Genomic DNA, 20,399 nt, shown 5'->3' on the forward strand with positions numbered 1-20,399 from the left:
CCCCCCGGGGGGCCCCGCCCGGGGGGGGGGGGGGGGGGGGGGGGCCCCGCCCCGGGGGGGGGGGCGCCCCCCCCCGTCCTGGTCAGCTGCGCCGGCGCGATCGGCTTCGTCGGTCTCGTCCTGCCGCACGCCACCCGTGCCCTCACCGGCCCCGGCCACGCCCGGCTGCTGCCCGTCACCGCGCTGGCCGGAGCCGTGTTCCTCGTGTGGGCGGACACCCTCGCCCGCACCGTCGTCGACCCCCAGGAGGTACCGGTGGGCGTGGTGACGTCCCTCATCGGCGTACCGGCCTTCGTCGTCGTGCTCCACCGGGGCAGGAGGAAAACATGAACGACGCCCGCCCGGACGGGACCCTCGCGGACGAGGTCACCCCGGAACCGGGAGCGAGCGGTGCCCCTCCGGACCGGGGACTGCGGGCCGACCGGGTCGGCCGCCGGGCCGACGGCCGCCTGATCGTCGACGGCGTCACCCTCGCCCCGCGCCCCGGCGAGACCGTCGGACTGCTCGGCCCCAACGGCTCCGGGAAGTCCACGCTGCTGCGCCTGCTGGCCGGCGTCCTCGCCCCCTCCGCCGGCGTCGTCCGGCTCGACGGGCGGCCCCTGCCCGAGGCCGGCCGCCGGGCCGTCGCGCGCCGCGTCGCCACCGTCGAACAGCACGCGCACACGCAGACCGACCTGACCGTCCGCGACGTCGTCGCCCTCGGCCGCATCCCGCACCGCCGCGCCTGGAGCCCGGCGTCCGCCGCCGACGAACGGGCCGTCACCGCCGCCCTGGAACGCACCGGACTGACCGACCGGGCCGCCCAGTCGTGGCACACCCTCTCCGGCGGCGAACGCCAGCGGGCCCAGATCGCCCGCGCCCTCGCCCAGGAACCGCGCGAACTGCTGCTGGACGAGCCGACCAACCACCTCGACATCCAGCACCAGCTGGACCTGCTCGACCTGATCGCCGGCCTGCCGGTCACCACGGTGATCGCGCTGCACGACCTCAACCTCGCCGCGATGTACTGCGACCGGCTCCTCGTCCTGCGCGACGGACGCACCGTGGCCGGGGGCCACCCCGCCGACGTGCTCACCCCCGCCCTCATCGAGGAGGTCTACGGCGTCCGCGCCGAGGTGACGCGGCACCCCGGCCACCCGGTCATCCGCTTCCTGCGCGGGCCCGGCACCACGACGGCCCCGAACCCGCCCTCCTGAAGGACTCCGGCCGGGCAGAGGTGTGGGACGGCGGTGCGCACGCCGGGGGCGGACCCCCGCCGAGGCGTTCCTCCGCTCTGCCCGTTCCTGATCGGTTGGCTCCGTTGTCTTTTCGAAAAGGCAACTCATTTTCCGGGTGGGGCGAATTCAAGGAATGTGCGGAGATGATTCCCTGGGCCGCGCTACCGTTGGCGGCCGTCGTGGTGTTCATGGCCGCGGCATCGGGGCGGGGGGACATGTGCGAAGAAACATGAAGACGATTCTGTTCGTTCACGGAACGGGTGTTCGGTCGAAGCGTGAGCGGGAAGCGCTCGACAGGATCGGGGACGGTTTCCGGGAAGTACTGCCGGACACCGTGGTGGAGACGTGCTCCTGGGGCGACGTCCTCGGGGTGACCCCGGCGGACGAGACCGACGCGCCGGACGGCACAGGACCCGCCTGGGCCCCCGACGGGCACGGAGTGGCCTGGTCGGACGCGGAGCGGGCGGTGTGGGCCCGGCTGTACGACGACCCGCTCTACGAGATCCGGACGGCGGTCCTGACGGCATCCGGCGACGCGTCCGCCACCTCACCGAGGGCGCTGGACCTGCTGAGGACGCGTATCGGTGCCATGCCGGACGATCCCGAAGCCGGGGAATTGATTCCGGCGGGCGAACCCGGCGAGCAATTCCGTGCAGCCGTCACGGAATTGCTGCGTGCCCAGGAATTCGTCGCGGCCCTTCCCTTTCTCGCCGCACGGGCGTCGCACGACCTGGTCGCGCGGTCCGTCACCGCCGTGTACATCAGGTTCCGGGAACGGGACTCGGGCCCCGTTCTCGTGTCCGCCGCGGAACGCGACGCACTGTGGCGGGCCATGGAGAAGCGCCTGGGCGGGGCCGCCCTCGGTGTGGGCGACAGGGCCCGGGCCGTCGCCTGGTCCACGGCGCAGCACATGGCCCGTCCGGTGGTCCGGCGCCACCGGGACGCCCTGCTGACCCGCGCCACACCGGCACTCGGCGACATCCTGCTCTACCAGGCCAGGGGCAAGCCCCTGCGGACCTATCTGGCCGAGCGGGTGCGGGAGATCGACGGGCCCGTGGTGCTGCTCGGGCACAGCCTCGGCGGAATCGCCTGCTTCGAGAGCCTGGTCGCCCACGCACTGCCCCACGTACGGCTGCTGGTGACCGTGGGCAGCCAAGTGCCTTACCTGTACGGCCTGGACGCGCTGGCGACACACCGCCTCGGCGCCCCCCTGCCGGATCATTTCCGGGCCCGCTGGGTCAACGTGGTCGACAAGGAGGACCTCCTGGCCTTCCCCGCGGACGACCACTTCGCCGGCCGCGTCACGGATGTCGAGGTCGACACCCGTGAGCCGTTCCCCCGGGCGCACGGCGCCTACTGGACCACACCGCGCGTCTACGACGCGGTCCGCACCGCCGTCGAGGAGTGCTGACCGATGGTCGTACGCGCTCTGGTGGTGTGCCCGGAGACGTACGAGGGCTCGTCGCTGCGGCCCATGCCCGGCTCCCTGGCCTCCGGCGTCCGCTTCGCGTCCTGGCTGGTGAACCACGTCGACGAGCCGTGCTCCCTCACCTTCCTGACCAACACCGACCACCTGTCCGGCCCGCCGTCCGAGCCCTCGGCCCACGCGCCGTCCGCCCCGTCGTCCGAGCCCCCGTCCGGCCGACTGCCCGCCGAACCGCTGACCGAGCTGCTGCCGGCGCGGCTGCGGGCGGCCTCCGCGGGCACCGGACGGACCGACGTGCGAACCGACCTGGCATCGGCCGACCTCCTTCCGATCGGCGAGTTCTTCAGCCCGGCCGGCTCCAGCCCCGTGGGGGAACTCGGGGAGGACGACGCCTTCGTCCTCTACTGGATCGGGCACGGCGGGATCAACCGGGAGAACGGCAACCACCTGCTGTACCTTCCGCACAACGGACGCATCGCACTCGAGGACCTGACACGCGGGATGGCAGGACCGCGCAGACCCGGGCGTCAGATGTTCGTCATCGACGCCTGCCGGGAGGCGGACACCGTCCGGCCCGGCGACGGCGGTGGCGGCCAGACCCTGACCATCGCCGCCGGTTCCGTCCCGCACCCGGACTGGCTGGGCCTGGTGCTCTACGGCGCCCGCCACGGCGAGCAGGCCCTCTTCGACGAGGGCCGGGGCGGAGTGTTCACCGACCGGCTCCTGGACGCGCTGGAGGCACTGCCGTCCGCCGGCCGGCTGGATCTGGAACGGATCGAGCAGACCGCCGTCGCCCTCGAGGCCCGCTTCCGCGCGGCCTACGGACAAGGGGATCCCGAGTACGGCCAGATCCCCACCCACTACTGGCTCAGCCACCGGGGCGACCTGCTCGTGGACCGCGACTTCCTGCCGGGTGCGGCGGTCACCGTCACCCAGGCCGAGACGCTGCACCGGACGGTGAGCAGGGCCTGCCTGACTCCGGCGGAGGAGAGCGGGGTGTGGGAGTGGCTGCACCGCCACGGCCCGCGTCTCGCCGACGACGACCTGACCCTGCCGCAGACGGCCGTGCGGGTGACGGAACTGCCCCACCGCGCGGACGGCAGCCACTGCATCACCGACCTCTGCGTCGTCCTCGCCCGCATCGGGCGTCTGCGGGACGGCATCCACCGGTGGTACGCGTCCTGGGCCACCGACAAAGGCCTTCCGCCGCTGGCCGACGTGTCCGTCGCGCCCACACCCGTGCGGCGGCGCGGGCACCTGGTCATAGACCTGGAACGGGAGGACGGGCTCAGCCACGGCGAGACGTCCGCCGAGCGGGGTGAGCCGCAGAGCACCGCGGGCCCGCGCTACCGCGCCAAGGCGTGGTTCTACACAGGACACCAGCGCCGGCCGATCAGGCTGCCGAGGCAGAGCTGGCGCAAGGAGGAGTTCCCCGGCCTCGTCGAGCTGATCTACGGCAAGGCCCACACCAAGGTCCAGTCCGCGCTCGACGGAGCCTGGGTGGAGTTCATCGTCGACCGGGACCTGTTCGGCCACCGCTTCGACGCACTGCCGAAGTTCTCGGTGCCCAGCGGGAAGGCGCCGCTGCTGGGGGACGGCGGGCCGGTGGTGCTGCGCGACGGCTGGCGCCACCACGGAGGCCCGCAGACGCTGAGCTGGCAGCGCAGGGCCCCCCTCCTGGACTCCGTCCCCGCGGCACGGCTGCAGTGGACCGACTGTGCCTCTTCCTGCCGAACCGGGGAAGCGGAGTTCGAACAGCACGCCCGCACCGTGGAGACCGCCTTCACCCTGAACGCGGTCATCGGCACCGAGGCGGGCACCACGGGCAACACGGCCGACGGCGCCAGGAGCGCGTCGGCTTCGGCGGGAGTGGACGGCGGCGCGAACGGCGCGGCGGACCCGTGCGCCGGCATCGTGCTCTCCCGCCCCCTGGCCGACCGGGCGCACGCCGATCTCGTCGGCACGGCCCTCAACAACGGTGCCCTGCTGGCCATATGGCCGGCCCGGTCCCCGGCCGACGACTGCCGGCGCGGTGGTGACGACGGCGCGGTCTGCGACGGCGCGCTGGTACGGGAGAGCCTGCTGCGCAGACTCGACGGCCGTCCCCTGCACGACCTGCCCGAGATCGTCTTCGACCTGCGCAGAACGGGCGGCACCGAGGCCGAAGTGTTCCGGGACATGGTGGTGCTCTTCGACGACCCGCGTCGTTCTCCACTGGCCCGCGGGCCCCTGAACCCGCCCTGACGGGAGGAGCGGCCCCCACCGGAAGGGGGACCGCGAGGACTGCGGGCCCCGCATGGACAGCTGTTCACAAGGACGGACGTACGGAAGGGACGAGCAATGACGGAAGGGCCGGTCGCCGCCTCGGCGGTTCCCGACTGGTGGGTCTACCGCGGACACCGGGGCGAGTCCCGCACCGGGGAGGGCGCGCTCCCGGGCATTCCCGACCCCCCGCCCTGGCGCTCCTTCGGACTGCACGCGCTGGTGTCCCCCGAGGAGGAGGCCGCGCTGCGCGCACGGGACCCCCTGCACAGCAGTCTCCCGGTGCCGCCGCCGGGGACCGGGGGAGCGGACTCGTGGGACGAGCGGGCGGCGGTCGCCTACCGCGGCGACCGGAACGCGCACGACCTCGTGAACGCCGCGATCCAGCTCCGCCGGCCCCTGCTGGTCACCGGCCCGCCCGGAACCGGAAAGACGACCCTGGCCGCCTCCATCGCCCGGGAGCTGGCCCTGGGCCCCGTCCTGCGATGGGGCATCACCAGCAGGTCCACCCTGCGCGAAGGGCTCTACGACTACGACGTACTGGGCCGTCTGCACGACATGAACCTGCGCAAGAACGTGCCGTCGCAACAGAGGACACACCGGGCGGAGGAGGACCACCGGGACGGCGGAACCCACCAGGGCGCCGGAACCCCCCGGGAGGCCGGACGGCACGAGGACATCGACCGGCACGAGGACATCGGAAAGTACGTCAGGCTCGGCGCGCTGGGCGACGCGCTGCTGCCCAGGCGCAGGCCCCGCGTGCTGCTGATCGACGAGATCGACAAGAGCGACGTGGACCTGCCCAACGACCTGCTGCACGTCTTCGAGACCGGCGGCTACGAGATCCCCGAGCTGCGCCGGGTCGCCGAGTCGCCGGTCCGTGTGCTCAGTTGGGACGGCAACGACCGGGTGCCCGTGCACGACGGCCGCGTCCGGTGCGCGCAGTTCCCCCTCGTGATCCTCACCAGCAACGGCGACCGGGAGTTTCCGCCGGCCTTCCGCCGCCGCTGTCTCTTCCTCACCCTCAAACCCCCCGAGGGAGAGCGTCTCCACGACATCCTCCGCGCGCATGTCCCCGAGATGAAGGACCTCTCCCAGGTCGCGGACGTTCTGAAGGAGTACAAAGGGCTGACCGCCGAGGGCCGCCAGCTCTCGCCGGACCAGCTGATCAACGCCGTACGCCTCAGGCTCACGGCCCAGTTGGGGCCGGACGACCTGGAGACGATCACGAACGCGGTGTTCCACTCGCTCTCCGGGGCGTGACGCGGTGCATCCGGAGGTCGCGCAGGCGCTGCTGAACTGCGACGGGGTCGGACTGAGCGAAGTGCTCGACACCGCCTGGCTGGCCGCACGCCTGCCCGCGGCCGGCCGGGCGGCCGCGGCGCGCCCTCCGGGGTCCGGCCCGCGGTCCGTGGACCCGGCACCGGACGGTCCGGCCCCGCCGGCACCGGACCGTACGTCCCCGGAACCCGGCGGCCGGGCCGCCGACATGGCGCTGTGGCTGCCGGGCGCCGAACCCCTGCTCACCGGAGCGGGAGAGGCCACCGCCCTGGTCGACGCGCCCCTCCCCCCGCGGATGCTGCCCGGCCGCCTGGAGCTGGGCAACGCCCTTCGGCCGCTGCGCCGTACCAGCCCCTCACCCGTACGGACCGCGGTGGACGAGGAGGCCACCGCCGAGTGGGCGGCGGCCACCGGCATGGTCGTACCGATGGTCGAACCCGCCGAGGAACCGCACTTCGACCTCGCCCTCGTGCGCGACACGGGCTCGTCGATGCGGCTGTGGACACCGATGCTGCGCGAACTCGCCCGAGCCGTGGCCCAGTACGGCGTCTTCCGGTCGATCACCGTGAGCCGGCTGGACTCGCGGACCGCCCGCACCCTCCCGACCACCCCCGGCGGCGGGTCCAGCAGCCTGCGCACACTGCTGGAGCCCGACGGCAGACGCCTGATCGCCCTGGTCACCGACGGCGTCGGCCCCGGCTGGCACGACGGGCGGATGGCCGAACAGGTCCACCTGCTGTCCCGCTACGGACCCGTGGTGATCGTCCACCTGCTGCCCCGCTACCTGTGGGGACGCACCGGGATCGACCCGCTGCCGGTGACCTTCCACCCGGAGGCGCAGGGGGCCCGGTCCAGGAGGTTCACCGGCCTCGCCCGGCGGTTCACACCGGCCGGCTGGTCCCCGGCGGACCTCTGGCCCGAGGGCCGCCCCCCGTCCGGCGGCCGTCCGCACGCGGTCCCCGTCGTGCCCCTCGCGCCCGGACCGCTGAACCGCTGGGCCGCGCTGATCACCGGTGCGCACGACCGCAGCGTGTCCGCCTCGGCCTGGATCGTCACCGCCGGGCCGGGAGAGAAGCGGAACCATCCTCCCTCCGCCTCCGCCTCCGCCCCCGCCCCCGCGCCCCCCACCACGCCCGAGTCCAAGACGGACGCCGGCTCGGAGCGGGCGTCCGGCACCCTCCCGGGGCCCGCCCTCGACGACACCGCGTCCGCGGACCCGGCCGACGCCGGCGAACTGCTCGACGACTTCGACGCCGTCGCCGGCCGGCGCGCCCGCAGGCTGCTGCGCAGCCTCGCCGTGGTCCCGCTGAGCCTGTCCACCATGTGGCTGACGCACATGGTCACCAGCAACTGGCGTCAGGAGCCCTACGACCCCGCCCCGTTGGCGGAGGTCTTCTTCAGCGGTCTGCTGCGTCCCCGTCCCGCGCGGGAGGGCTCCGGGACACCGGCGGACGACCCCGCCTACGAGTTCACCGGAAACACCCGGCAGATCCTGCTGGAGAGCATGGACCGGGTCGAGGCGGTACGGGTCTTCGAGACCGTGTCCGGGTACGTGGCGAAAATGCGGGGCCGCACCGCGCTCGCCTTCCCCGCACTGCTGGCCTCGCCGCGCGACGGCCGGCTGATCGGCCAGATCGACCCGGAGACCCGTCCGTTCGCGGAGATCGCGGTCCGCATCCTGAAAGGGATGGGCCCGGCTTACGGAGACGCGGTGCGGCGTATCGAGGAGGCCGTGGAGGAGCTCGCCCACCCCGCGGACGAAGCCGCCGCCACCCCGCCCCCGCCGGTCCTGGGCGCCCTCGCCCCGGCCCCCGTCCGGCAGCCGCACGGGGACGCGGCGGCCGGGCCACGGACGGCCGACTCCCCGGCCCCGCCCGGTCACCCGGCTTCCGCCCGGCCCTCGCCCCCGCCTCCGTCCCCGGTGCGGTTCCCGCCGTCCGTCCCCGGGCCGGCCGCGCCGGAGTCCGCCCCCGCCCCCGTGCCCGAAGCCGCCCCGGTCCCCGCCGCACCCGACCGCACGCCCCTCCCCGCACCGGTGTCCGTCGGCCCCGGGCCGGCCGAGGAGCCCACGGACCACAGCCCGACAGAGGGCACCGCGCGGCAGAGGAGACACACGATCGCAGTCCTCGGGGCCGCGCACAGCGGCAAGACGACCTTCCTCGCGGCCGCGGGGCTCGCCGCCTCGGGCGCCTCCCCGGAGCTGGGCCGCTGGAACGTCGTCGCCGAGAGCGAACGGGCCGAGCACTTTCTCGTGGAGCAGACCTACGCGCTGGCGGTCGCGCGCCGGTTCCCGCAGGCGACGATGGGCCGGAGCTCCTTCTCGTACGTCTTCCGCGCCGAGCTCACGCGGGGACGGCGCCCGGAGCGGATCGACTTCGCACTGGACTTCTGCGATGTCGGCGGCCGCGAGTACCAGTGGGAGAACTACGGCAACAACCTCGTCCTCGACTCGCACCTGGGCCGGGCCGGCCATCTGGTGATCCTGGTCGACCCCACCGGAAACGGCCCCCAGGCCGAGTTCCTCGCTCCCCACCTGGAGCGACTGCTGAAGGAGTTCCAGAAACACCGCCGACTGGTACGGGGACGCCTGCCGCACCGCGTCGCCTTCTGCGTCACGAAGTTCGACGAGCCCTCGGTCTTCCAGAACGCCCGCCGCGGCAACTGGGTCGGTCAGAACGCGCAGGGCGACCCGTGCGTGCCCGCCGCCGACGCGGAGGACTACATCGGCTGGCTGGCGGACGATTCCGGCTACGTGGCGCGGGCGCGGGCGCTGACGAAGACGTACTTCCTCCCGGACCACGTCCTCTGGTACGCGGTGTCGGCGATCGGCTTCCACCGCGCTCCCGGCGGCACGCTGAACCTGGACGACTGCTCGAACCGGACCCACGACGAACACGGCCTGCCCGTGCTGCGCGGTTCCGCCCGGCCGGTGAACGTGCTGGAACCGCTGATCGACCTGGGACGAGCGCCGGGAGGCACCTGACATGACCCCCACTCTCAGCCTGCGCGCGCGCTGGGCCGTGCTGTCGAAACCCCCGGCGGACAGCAGTGACTACCGCGTCCTGCGGTGCAGTGACGGTCCCTCGGAGATGGCCTGGTTCGAGCACGTGATCAGAGCCACGCTGTTCGGCACCCCGCCTCCCTGGTCCACCGCGGGACGTCCCGGTGAGGTCCTGCCCTGGATCTCCTTCGGCGTCTGCGGAGCCGGCACGGAGGACACCGGCAGCAGGTGGATCACCGTCTCCGTGACCGACTGGAACAGCTTCGCGGAGGCCACCTGGGACTCCTCCGGCCGGCGGTCCGCCACCACCCGCTGCTTCCTGGTGCCCTACGAGGACCTGGCCCGGCACGGGCTGGGACTGGTCTCCCTGTGGAACGCGGTGCGGCCGGTGCCGCTGCCCGGTGAGGCCGAGGAGAGCGGAATGCCGCAGCCCGTGCTGCTCACGGCGCAGGCCGACCCCGTCGAGCAGACCGCGCGGCGGGTGGAGGCGGCCGGCTTCGGCTGGGCGGCCGCCACCGCCGCCGTCGCGCTCGAGGCGCCCCTCGCCCTGCGGGCCCGGGGCGACCGGTTCGCCCTCGACCGGATCGGCGTCATCGACGCCGTCGTCTCCCTGCTGCCCTACGGATACCGGGCCTCGCTGACCGCGTCGACCTGGGCCCCGGACGCCACCGCGGACGCCCCCTGGATCTGCTACACCAAGGCGTCCTCGCCACGGCGGCGCGTCGTGGACGAGGACACCCCGCCCGAACCCGTCTCCCCGCCGGCCCGCGCCCATCTGGCCCGGTTGCGGATGCTGCGGGAGGAACTGGGCACCGACGGCCTGCTGCGCGCGCTCGCCCGGCGCACCGCCCCCGCATCCTTCCCCGGCGACGACGGGTCGCGCCACCGGACGGGCCGGCGGGCCGACGTGCACGGGGAGGGCTGACCGGTGCCCTCGATGGAGGCCCTGAGGAGCGAGGACCCCCGGTGGCTGGGGCGGTTCCGGCTGCTGTCCCGCATCGGCGCGGGCGGATTCGGCGAGGTGTTCCTCGGGCAGGAGGAGCCGGGCGGCCGGGAACGGTTCGCCGCGGTCAAACTCATCCGCACCGATGTCGCCGAGTCCGAACGGCTCAGACCCCGGTTCCACAGCGAGATCGAGGCCGTCGACCGGGCCGGCGGCGAAGGCATCCCCGAACTCCTGGACGCCGACCCGGCCGCCCGCCGCCCCTGGCTGGCCACCCGGTACGTTCCGGGCCCCTCGCTGCAACGGCTGGTCGACGACGCCGGCCCGCTGCCGGAGACCACGGTGCTCGCCCTCGGCCGCCGTCTGGCCGGAACGCTGGCCGCCCTGCACAGCGCCGGGCTCTACCACCGGGACCTGAAACCGAGCAACGTACTCGTCACCCCGGCCCGCCCCTGGATCATCGACTTCAGCCTCGTCCGCCTCGTCGCCAACCCCAGCCTGACCGTCACCGCGGACGCCATGGGCAGCTTCCAGTACGCCGCCCCCGAACAGGCCAGCGGCCTCGGCCGCGCCCAGGGGCCCGCCGACGTCTTCGCCTTCGCCGCGACCCTGCTCTTCGCCGCGACGGGACACCCCCCCTACAGCGGGCGCAACCAGTTCGACATCCGGCTGCGCGCCCTGACGGAGCCACCGGACATCACCGGTCTGCGCGACGGACCGCTGCGTGAACTCGTCACCGCGTGTCTCCGGTTCACCGACACCGAGCGCCCCTCGATGGACGACGTACGCGCCGGGCTGGCCCGCGCGGCGGACACGGACCGCATCCCCTACCCGCCCGCGGCGCTCCAGGTGTTCGGGCGCCACATGGACGCGCTGCGCGCCCTCATCGGGCCGCGCGCCGACCGGCTGGCGCGGGAGGAGACGGGGGAGCGGGAGACCGGGCGGGCCCGAGGCCGGGAAACGGGCGGGGAACACGGGGAACAGGGGAGCCCCGGGAACCGGACGGACGACGGCCTCGCGCCGACCGTGCCCGCGTTCGCCCCGGCCCCCGCGCGGGTACCGGCGCCCGTACCCGCGCCGGAGCCGGCCCGGGCGCCCGCGCCGGAGCCCGCACCGGCCACCGCCGAGCGTTGGGTCTGGCACTGTCACGACTGGGTGCGCGTACCCCCCTGGCTGATGGGGGACATGGTGCTGATCGCCACGGCGGGCGGGGTGCTGTACGGCGTCGAGTACCGGAGCGGACGGCCCCTGTGGCGACTGGACCTCGGCGCACCGGTACGGGGCGGACTGGTCCCGGCGCGGGACGCGGTGGTCCTGGGCGCCGCCGACGGAGCGGTGCACCATGTCCGGCTGGCCGCGGCCGGTCCCGAGCACGCACGGCACCGGTTCTCCGCGGGAGTGCACGCGGTGGGCTGGTCCGGTGCCCCCGGCGACGATCCGGACCGGCTCTTCGTCGCCGAGGGACGGAGCGTGCGCGTCCTCGACCTCCGTTCCGGGGACTGCGGCTGGGCCGTCGAGGACGCGGGAGTCGTGACGGGACGAGCGGTGGTCGCCGTCGGCACGGTGGTCTACCGCACCGATCGCGGCCAGGTGGTGTGCCGGCGGATGGCCGACGGGAGCCGGCTGTGGGGCGCGCATCCGCGGGCCGCCGGTCCGGCGGGGGTGACGGCGCTGGAGGACACCGTCGTCGTGCCGGGGGCGGACGGCACGGTGGCCGCTCTGTGCCGTGCCACGGGAGAGACGGTGTGGGTGGCGCCGGCCGGCGGCACCGTGCACCTCGCCGCCGTCGGCTGCGGCGGGGCTGTCGTGGTCGCGACCACGGAGGGTTCGGTCACGGCGCTGGGCGCCGACGACGGCCGTCCGCTGTGGACGGTGCCGGCGACCGGTGGGGCGGCGCCGCGTGCCCTGGACGTCCTGGTGGACGGCTCGGCGGTGTGCGTCGCCGACCAGCGCGGGATCCGGCTGCTCGCCGTCCGTGACGGCCGCCTGCTGAGGCGCTGGGAACTGCCCTCCGTCTCGGGGCTGCGTCCGGCCGAGGACGGGCTGATCGCGGTCGGACTCGACGGCGCGGTACGCCGGCTGGTCCTCGGAGGGGGACGCCGTCCGGCCACGGACTGAATCAAGCCATATCACTCCATTATGTGATGTGAATGCATTTCAGGAAAGAGAATGAAAGATTCTGCCTTTTCCTCGGACAACCGGGCAAGTGCCCCGCTACGATCGCTGACGCGTTCTCAGTTCGCAGCCCATGACCGGGGATTCTGCGGTCCGGGGCGGCGGCGGGGACTGCGGTCCGAGGGGGGAACCGTGAACAGCGACAGATGGCCCGACGCGGGGCCGGCACCCATGAACGACGGCCTTTCCGCGACCCGTGGGCGCCGCCCGTGACGCGCGTCCGCCGCGACGGACCCGAGCACGGCCGGCCGCGGTCCACCGATGCCGGGCACACCGCCGCCGGGCCGCCCGGACACTGCCCCGTCTGCTGGTCGGGCGGTGCCGGACGGCGGTGCGGGACCTGCGGCTGGGAGCCGGAGGCGACGGCGGCCGCCGGTTCGGCGGCACGGGACGCGGAGACCGCCGCCTGCTGGTCCTGGGACATGTCCGCGGCCGTCCTCGCGACCCGGTACCTGGCGGCCGGCGGCCGTTCCCGCGGAGTGACGCCGGGCGGCACCGTCGACCTCCGGCTGGGCCCCCTGATCCGCCGCGCCCCCGCGACGGCGGCCGTACCCGGCCCGCGCGCCTTCGACCCCCTCGACCCGCTCGGCGCGCAGGAGCGCGGGGACACCGCCGCGGGCAGCCCCGCCGGTGCCGTGTCCCTGCTCACCGCACTCGCGGCCGACGAGTACGACGCCGTCTGCGTCCTCGGGATCTCCGCCGCCGGACTGGCCCTGCGGGAGCTGGGCCGCTGCCCGCAGGGGACCGGATGGACGCACAGTTCCCCGGGCGGCGACGTGCGGTGGCCGGACCTCGCGCCCTGGCTGCCCGCGTCGACGGCGGAACGCGCCTTCCTGCTGGCCGGCGGCATCGGTCTCACGCCACCCTACGGAACGCACGGGGTGCCCCGGGCCACCGACGAGGCGTGGGGGCCCGCGGTCCGCCACGCCCTCGACACCACGCTGGCCCCCCTCGACGCCGCACGCGCACAGGGCCGCGCGGTGCCGCTGGTCCTCGTCGTCCAGGCCCGCGGATGGCGCTGGCCGGGCTACGCGGCGCAGGACCTGAAGACCAGGGCACCGGCGGCGGCCCGGATGCTCCTCGACGCCTCCGATCCGCGCACCCTGGACGACATCGTTCAAAGCGTCTGCCGTCAGGTTCCGCTGCGGCACGGCTACGCGCTGCTCACCCGGCCCGCCCCGGGAAACTCACCGGACCAGCGGACGGACACCGGCGCCCGCATCCTCTTCCCGGGCGGTACGACGCTGCCCGAGGAGGGTGAACTGTTCGCCTCCGTCGAGCTGTTGGCGGAAACGGGCGGAGGCGGACGCGGGGACGTGGGCACGCGCGTGGACACGGACGCGCGTCCCGACGGCGATTCCCCTCCGTACGCCGACGCCGACTCCCGCACGCGGGACGGCGTGTTCGCCCTTCCGCTGGTGACGGCCAGGGGCACCCGGACCGAGGACTGGCCGGTGCTGCGCACGGGACGCGCGCGGGTGCGGCCCGGACACCGGACCACCGTCACCGTCGCTCTCGACGGTCACGGGCAACTCCGTTTCGCGGAACCGGAGTCGTTCACCGAAAGCGGGAACGGACGGACGCTGCCGCATTCCACCGACGCGGACGCGCCCCGGGCCACTGCCGCCGATGTGCTGCTCCTGCTCGAACTCGGCGGTGCCCAGGCCGAGTCCGAGCGCCGTGTCCGCTTCCTGCGGTCGGTGCTCCGCCTGCTCGGTGCCGCAGGCCCGCCGGACCCCGGGGCAGGCCGCCCCGGCGAGGAGACCCCCAAGGCTCCGGCGGGCCTGCGGATCGGGCTCGTCGGGTACGAGGACCACAGGGTCCTGCCCGTGCGCGCGGGACCGGAAGGCGGCTCCGTGCTGAGCGTCTGGGGTCCCGGTACCGCCGAAGCCGCCGCCGGGGCCGTCCGCCGGTTCCCCGTACGGCCCGTACGCCACGACTACGGCGCGCCGCTGGAGGACGCCCTGCACGCGGCCGCCCACTGGCCGCACTGGCGCGACGGAGCCCGGCACCTGCTGCTCGTGCTGGCCCGCCGGCCACCCCACCCCGCCCGCCAGCAGTCCGACCTCAGCCTGCCCTGCCCCGACCGGTACGACTACGAGGAAGCCCTGCGACGGCTGCGTACGGTGGTCTGTCCCGGCCTGACCGTCATCGGCGTACGCGACCGGGCGGCCGTGGACACCTCCGGACGCTGGCGCCCCCAGACCCGCGAGCGGCTCCGCCACATCTGGCGCGAGCTCGGCCGCGACCACCTGTTCACCCTCGGGACACACGCACCCGAAGACGTCGCCTCGTGCGTCAACCGTGTCCTGGGACGCCCCGCCGAGGCCCCCGGGCTGCTGACCGACACCGCCACCGCACCGGCGGCCCCCGGACCCGCCCGCCGTCACGGCGCGCGCATCGACTCGTCGGCGGCACCACCCAGCCAGAAGGACAGTGAGCACCATGACTGAGAACAAGCCGGACGAGCCCCGGTTCCCACCGTCGGAAATGATGAGCAAGACCTACGAGCGCGGCGCGGTGGACGAGGAGGCCGGCTACACCGGCAGCGAGCCGGTGTACGCCGCTCCGGTCGAGTTCACCCCGGGACAGCAGGCGGGGGAGGCGGAGACCCGGATCGGCGTCTGGGGCGGCCCGTCCTCGGGCAAGACCACGTTCCTGGGCGCCCTGCGGCTCGCTGCCCTCGACCCGTCCGGTCCGTTCGGCCGGTGGCAGGTGGTGCCGTCCGATGACGTGTCGGAGGAGTTCCTGGTGAGGACGGCGCGGGAGTTGGCGATCAACAAGGTCTTCCCCGAAGCCACCCAGGCCGTGCGCCCGTACGCGTGGCGCTTTCGCGGGGACCTCAGCGGCACGTCCTTCGGCAGGCGCCGCCTGTGGCGCAAACGGCCCTCGAACCGGATGGAGTTCGAGCTGAACGTGCTCGACGTGCCCGGCGGTGTCTATGAGGACCTCAAGAGCGACGCCCATGTCGCCCGGAGCGTCGACCACCTGGCCAGGGCCCAGGGACTCGTCTACCTCTTCGACCCGGTGCGCGAGGCGAGGAACAACGACTCGTTCGCCTTCCTCAACGGCACCCTGACCCGGATCACGCGTTTCTGCATGCAGGAGAACCGGCTGGACGGACCCTACCTGCCGCACCATCTCGCCGTCTGTCTCACCAAGTTCGACGACCCCGACATCTTCCACCGGGCCCGGCGCGGCGGCTGGACCGACCTCGGGCCGAACGGCGTGCCCGTGGTGTCGGACCCCGCCGGATTCTTCGACTGGCTCGCCGACGATCTGCACGGCAGCACCATGCGCCTGGTGGGGCAGACCCTGCGCGCCAACTTCCATCCCTCACGCCTCCACTTCTTCACCTCCTCGGCGATCGGGTTCGGCACGATGCCCGGCGGTTCCGTGGACCTGAGGCGCTTCGGGAACGTCAACGTCGTCGACGGAAAAGAGCGCATCGTGGGCCCGCTCAGCCCGTACAACGTCATGGAACCGCTGGTGACTCTGCTGCTCGGCATGCGGAACGGAGGCCGTCCATGAACGACGCGTTCACCGTGGAGGCGCTGTGGGCCTGGTACGGCAAGAAAGCGGGCTCGCTGGCCGAGTACGACGTGATGCACTGCACCGGAGGCGCGCCCCGCCGCGCGACGTTCTCCGAGTACATCATCGCGGCGAGCCTCGGCAACCCGCCCTCCGCGGCGGCCGTACAGGACAGGCTGCCCTGGATCTCCGTGGTGGGCATGCCCTTCACCGACCAGCTGTGGACCGGTATCTCCGTGATGGAGACCTCCACCCTGCGCGACGGCGCGAACCGGGCCGTCACCCCGACCCGCTACCTGCTGATCGACTCCACCGAACTGGTGCGCCGGAGAGTGGAGTACACCAGTCTGTGGGACGCCGTCGCCCCCGTGCGGCTGCCCCCGGAGCACGACGGGAGCGTCGTGCTGGAGGTGCCCCCACCGGCCGGCGAGGGACTGGCGGAAGGCCTGGACACCATTACCGGCCACGTGCCCAGCACCGCCGGCGGCGGGCAGCGGCGGACGGTGGCCGTGGACTGGGCCGCGTCCGTGGCCGCGCTGCTGCTGCACGGCAGCCCCGTCGTCATCACCGGGGGAGGCCGGCTCGACGCGCGGGCCCGGCTGGCCGTGTTCGACGCCGTCGTCGGCCTCCTGCCGTACGGGGTGCGCAGCGGGCTGCGCGTGGGCAGCTGCGTCGACGGGGGCGACGAACCGCCCACCCAGCTGGCCTTCGGACCGGAGCACACGCCGTCCGCCCGGTGCGTCCGGCTCGGCACCCTGCCGCAGGTGCCGGCCGGTCCTGCCGAGGACTACCGGCGTCAGCTCTCCCGCCTGATCGGGGTCAGAGGGCTCGACGCGGTCACCACCGGGCTGCGCGAACTCGACGCGCCCGTCACGCCGGCCGACCACGGGCCGCTGCTCGGCGCCCTCGGCCGGCTGGACCCGTTCCACGCGGCGGTGAGCGCCGTCGAGGCCGGGAAGCAGTCCGTCCGGGTCGTGGCCGAGGGGCTGAACAGCCTGACGGACGGCGAGGACACGGACTCCGACGGCTTCCTGCGGCTCGTCGAGTGCGGGATCGCGTACGCGGTCGACCCCGGGGGCCGGGAGCTGCACGAGGCGCTGCACCGCCACTGGACGCACGAGAGGACCGGACCGCGGGTGTCCGCGCTCATGGCGGAAGCTCTCCTCAACGTGGTGCTGAGCGGTGCCTCGCACGCGGTGGACAGCGCCTCGTGCCGTGCCAGGCTGGACGCACTGTGGCGGCTGGTCGAACAGTGCCGGAAGGAGGCCGAGGTACTGCGGCTGCTGCCCGGCCCCGAACAGCCGGCCGACGGCCGGCGCCTGAGGTACGCGGTCGACTGTCTGTGCCTGCTGGGCCCGGACAGGGTGGCGGGCGGCCGGGCCGACGCCGTGCGCGCGCTCCGGGACACGCGCCGGCTCACCCTCGAGGTGCTCGCGCGGGAATCGGCCGGCCCCGCGCGGCTCGTGGACTGGCTGACCCCGCTCGCACCGGCCGCGCACGAGGCCCCCGCCTGGCTGCGAGCCTGGGCCGTGCTGTCGGGGCGTGAGGCGGGGCAGGTCTCTCAGGCCGAGCCGCGTCCCACCGCCGAGGACGCTGTCCATGTACTCACCGCCACCGTCCGCGCACGGCGGCCCGACTGGACGGCGGAGGCCGCCTGGTGGCTGTGGCCGCAACTGTATGCCGTCGCCGCCGAGGCCGGGGACGGCGGACGAACGGGCGAGGACGGAGCCACCTTCAGGCTTCCCTTCCTGGGCCGGAACCGGGGCGGATCGCGGAAACCCTCCTCGGCCGGCGCATCGGGCACCCCGGAGAACCCGCGGACTCCGGAGTACCCGCGGATCTCCCCGGATCCGGCCGCCCCCGCCGCCTCCGTCGACCGCGCGGACCCGGCGGTCCCGGCGGCCCCGTTCGGCCCTCCGGACGCGCGTACGTTGCGGGACCTGCTCACCGCGGACCCGGACGTGTGGCAGCACTGCAGGGCGCTGGCCGACGTCCTGAGCTGCCTGGTGGGCGTCCCTCCCGTCGGGCCCCCGTGGCGCGAGGCGGCGTGCGTCGCCTACGCCCGGAGCCTGCACCAGATCTTCCGGGACAGGGACCTGGAGCCTTTCCTGGGCCTGCTCGTGGACGAGCTCGCCGGACTGGTGCTCGACGAATTCCGGGGCCAGGAGGGCGGCATCGTCCTGAGGGCCCTCCTCCAGGTGCCGCACGAGACGGCCGCCGCGGACCTGCGCCGGCGCGTCGCCGCCCGGGAGGAGGAATGGCGACGACGGCAGGAAGCCTGGGAGCGGGAGCGTGCCGTCCACGCGCAACGGCTCTCCGAGCGCGAAGCCGCCCACAACGCCCAACTGCGCGCCGCCCGCCAGGCGCAGGAGAGCCAGGCCGTGCAGAAGGCCGCCCTGGAACGGCGCCCCGGCACAGGCCCCGCGACCGGAACGGGCCCCCGCCCCGCCACGGCGCCCACCGGCCCCCGCGCGGGCCGCGGACGCCCGGCCGTCCTCGGCGGCGCCGGCCGGACGGACGGGCCCGGCCCTCTGGAAGACCTCGTCCGAGCCGCGACACACGTCGGCTCCTCCCGGGACGTCGCGGCGATGTGGGCGCCCTTCACCCTCGACCTGGAATCCGCCGCGGGCCGCCAGGCCCTCGAAGCGGCCGGCCGCTGGTGGGAGAAGGCCCAGGACGGGGAACGCGCCGCGCTCTTCGGCCATCTGGAACGCGCGCTGCTCACCGAGCACCAGTGCAGCATCGACGTCACCGCGGACATCCTGCACGAGATCAGACGCCTGGTCGTGGCCGGCCGGGCCTCCGGCCACAGCGGCGGCGGATGGCAGGCGGGGCCGGTGCTCCGGGAGGCGAAGCAGGACCTGCGCGCACGCCGTTCGCGGGTGCGTGAACTGCGGTGGATACGGCTGATGGCCCACGTGAACCTGGTACCGGGAACACCGCGCAAGCCCAAGAAGTGGAACAGAGGGAGCACCGCCCGATGAGCAACGACCGTTCCCGGCCGGCCAGGCGCGCACTCGCCGCGGCACTGGCCACCGCCTTCCTCACCCTGGGGCCCGCGCTGAGCCCCTTCACTCCCGCCCGTGCCGCGGACTCCGGCGACCTGGAGGGGTTCCTGGACTCGGTGGTGGGCACCCGCGGCGCCGGCTACGCGATCGTCGTCGACACCTCGCAGTCCATGGCGAACGACGGCTCGTACGACAAGGTCCGTTCGGTACTTCCCGCGTTCCTCGAGTCCCTGCACCCCGAGGACCTGGTCTGCCTGATCCCCTTCAGCGAGAGCGCGCGCGCCTGCGACATGGTCTCCCGCGACGAGGCGCTCGCGGAACTCGACGAGGCGCTGCCCGCCACCCCCGAGGGTCCCGCGTCCAACTTCGGGCGCGCCTTCGAACAGGCACTGGACGGACTGCAACGGGCCGGCACCGACGTCGGCGGCGTGCTGCTGCTGTCCGACGCGCAGATGCACGCGCCCGACGACGTCAAGTACCGGGACTTCACCGCGAGCGGCTGGCCCGCCCTGCGCAAACAGGCCTCGGGTCTGCCCGCCGACCGCACCCTGACCGGCTACGGCATCGCCCTGGCCCCCGGCGCCGAGGTCGAGCAGGTCCTGGCCAAGGTGTTCCCGAGCTACCGCATGCTCGACGCGTCGGGATCCCGCACCCGGGAGGCGATGACGGCGGCTCAGGACGACACCCGTCTGCTCCAGGCCGCCCGGGCCGTGACCGGGGACAAGGGCAAAGGCGTGGCCGTCTCCTGGCCGGACAGGCCCGGCAACGGGCCGGTGCCGGCCGGATCGGCCCTCCGCCTGCGGCTGACGGCCACCACCGACGCGCTGCCCGTGCGCGTCACCGGCCTGCGGATCGAAGGGCTCCCCGAGGGCGTCGGACCGACCGGCGGACTGCCCCGCTCGGTCGACCTCCGGCCGGGGGAGAGCCGGGACATCGACGTCACGCTCGGCTCCACCACCGCGCAGCGCGAGGGGTGGGGGAGCGGGCCCCGCACCGAGACCTGGCAGCTGTCCGTCGACGGCCGGGTGAGCACCCCGGTGGCGCGGGCCGCGGAGCGGTTCGTCGACCGGCAGGCCCGGCTGGCCACCGCCCCGGCCGGAGAGTCCCTGGCGGTGCGGGGGACGGCACAGGTCACCGTCGACCCGGTGCGCTGGATCGTCGCACTGGGTGTCCTCCTGCTCGCCCTCGTCCTGGCGGGCGTCGTGCTGCTGCGCCGGTACCGCCCGGTCCGGGGCACCCTGTCCGCCGAAGGAGTCGACACCAGGGAACCTGTGCGGATCCCTCTGCAAGGACGCGGCGAGGTCACCGTGGACCTCTCCCCGCTCCTCGACGGCGACGGATCGGTCAGGATCCGCAGCGTCCCCGGCCCGCTCCGCGAGCAGCCGCCCATCCGGCTGCGCTGCCGCACCGCCGACCGGCCGGAACGGGAGATCGTCTGCTCGCCCGGGCAGACCGTGCTGCTGTGCGGTATCGAGTTCCACTACGCGACGCTGCCCGCGCAGCGGAGATGACCGGTGCCCACCGCCCGGCAGCGGCCGCCCGCGACGTTCCCCGG

At 74.3% G+C, this 20,399-nt stretch carries 11 protein-coding genes and 1 pseudogene; all 12 read left to right on the plus strand.

Features of this window, described 5'->3' with window-relative positions:
* Positions 1–90: 90 nt before the first annotated feature.
* Positions 91–330, plus strand: a pseudogene (locus ACIF80_RS13655) (iron chelate uptake ABC transporter family permease subunit); the annotation flags it as partial.
* Positions 327–1,196, plus strand: coding sequence for an ABC transporter ATP-binding protein (locus tag ACIF80_RS13660; protein WP_399803456.1), 870 nt, complete (start codon positions 327–329; stop codon positions 1,194–1,196). The pseudogene ACIF80_RS13655 and the gene ACIF80_RS13660, both read left to right, overlap by 4 nt.
* A 250-nt stretch (positions 1,197–1,446) precedes the next feature.
* Positions 1,447–2,628, plus strand: a complete 1,182-nt coding sequence (locus ACIF80_RS13665) for a hypothetical protein (RefSeq protein WP_399803459.1) — start codon at positions 1,447–1,449, stop codon at positions 2,626–2,628.
* Positions 2,629–2,631: 3 nt separating this feature from the next.
* The gene (locus tag ACIF80_RS13670) at positions 2,632–4,887 is read left to right on the plus strand and encodes a caspase family protein (protein WP_399803461.1); all 2,256 of its coding nucleotides are present in this window, start codon (positions 2,632–2,634) and stop codon (positions 4,885–4,887) included.
* A gap of 96 nt (positions 4,888–4,983) precedes the next feature.
* Positions 4,984–6,168, plus strand: a complete 1,185-nt coding sequence (locus ACIF80_RS13675; RefSeq protein WP_399803464.1) for an AAA family ATPase — start codon at positions 4,984–4,986, stop codon at positions 6,166–6,168.
* Between the two features lie 4 nt (positions 6,169–6,172).
* Positions 6,173–9,169, plus strand: a complete 2,997-nt coding sequence (locus ACIF80_RS13680) for an SAV_2336 N-terminal domain-related protein (RefSeq protein ID WP_399803467.1) — start codon at positions 6,173–6,175, stop codon at positions 9,167–9,169.
* Between the two features lies 1 nt (position 9,170).
* Positions 9,171–10,112 (plus strand): hypothetical protein, encoded by a 942-nt coding sequence (locus ACIF80_RS13685; protein WP_399803470.1) that lies wholly within the window; start codon positions 9,171–9,173, stop codon positions 10,110–10,112.
* Positions 10,113–10,124: 12 nt separating this feature from the next.
* The gene (locus ACIF80_RS13690; RefSeq protein ID WP_399803970.1) at positions 10,125–12,248 is read left to right on the plus strand and encodes a protein kinase; all 2,124 of its coding nucleotides are present in this window, start codon (positions 10,125–10,127) and stop codon (positions 12,246–12,248) included.
* Positions 12,249–12,514: 266 nt separating this feature from the next.
* A complete protein-coding gene (locus ACIF80_RS13695) occupies positions 12,515–14,758 on the plus strand; it encodes a hypothetical protein (RefSeq protein ID WP_399803472.1) in 2,244 nt (747 codons plus the stop codon).
* Entirely contained in the window at positions 14,751–15,836 is a 1,086-nt protein-coding gene (locus ACIF80_RS13700) for a hypothetical protein (protein WP_399803475.1), read from the plus strand. Before ACIF80_RS13695 ends, ACIF80_RS13700 begins: the two co-directional genes overlap by 8 nt.
* Positions 15,833–18,820 carry a hypothetical protein gene (locus ACIF80_RS13705; RefSeq protein ID WP_399803477.1) on the plus strand — a complete coding sequence of 996 codons (2,988 nt, stop codon included), beginning with the start codon at positions 15,833–15,835 and terminating at the stop codon, positions 18,818–18,820. Before ACIF80_RS13700 ends, ACIF80_RS13705 begins: the two co-directional genes overlap by 4 nt.
* Positions 18,817–20,355, plus strand: a complete 1,539-nt coding sequence (locus ACIF80_RS13710; RefSeq protein WP_399803480.1) for a vWA domain-containing protein — start codon at positions 18,817–18,819, stop codon at positions 20,353–20,355. Before ACIF80_RS13705 ends, ACIF80_RS13710 begins: the two co-directional genes overlap by 4 nt.
* The last annotated feature ends 44 nt before the right edge of the window (positions 20,356–20,399 follow it).

This window comes from Streptomyces sp. NPDC085927, assembly GCF_044540975.1.
GTDB lineage: Bacteria > Actinomycetota > Actinomycetes > Streptomycetales > Streptomycetaceae > Streptomyces > Streptomyces hirsutus.

Coding starts and splice junctions, on each gene's coding strand:
- ACIF80_RS13660 (WP_399803456.1), top strand. CDS start 327: ATGAACGACGCCCGCCCGGACGGGACCCTCGCGGACGAGGTCACCCCG.
- ACIF80_RS13665 (WP_399803459.1), top strand. CDS start 1,447: ATGAAGACGATTCTGTTCGTTCACGGAACGGGTGTTCGGTCGAAGCGT.
- ACIF80_RS13670 (WP_399803461.1), top strand. CDS start 2,632: ATGGTCGTACGCGCTCTGGTGGTGTGCCCGGAGACGTACGAGGGCTCG.
- ACIF80_RS13675 (WP_399803464.1), top strand. CDS start 4,984: ATGACGGAAGGGCCGGTCGCCGCCTCGGCGGTTCCCGACTGGTGGGTC.
- ACIF80_RS13685 (WP_399803470.1), top strand. CDS start 9,171: ATGACCCCCACTCTCAGCCTGCGCGCGCGCTGGGCCGTGCTGTCGAAA.
- ACIF80_RS13690 (WP_399803970.1), top strand. CDS start 10,125: ATGGAGGCCCTGAGGAGCGAGGACCCCCGGTGGCTGGGGCGGTTCCGG.
- ACIF80_RS13700 (WP_399803475.1), top strand. CDS start 14,751: ATGACTGAGAACAAGCCGGACGAGCCCCGGTTCCCACCGTCGGAAATG.
- ACIF80_RS13705 (WP_399803477.1), top strand. CDS start 15,833: ATGAACGACGCGTTCACCGTGGAGGCGCTGTGGGCCTGGTACGGCAAG.
- ACIF80_RS13710 (WP_399803480.1), top strand. CDS start 18,817: ATGAGCAACGACCGTTCCCGGCCGGCCAGGCGCGCACTCGCCGCGGCA.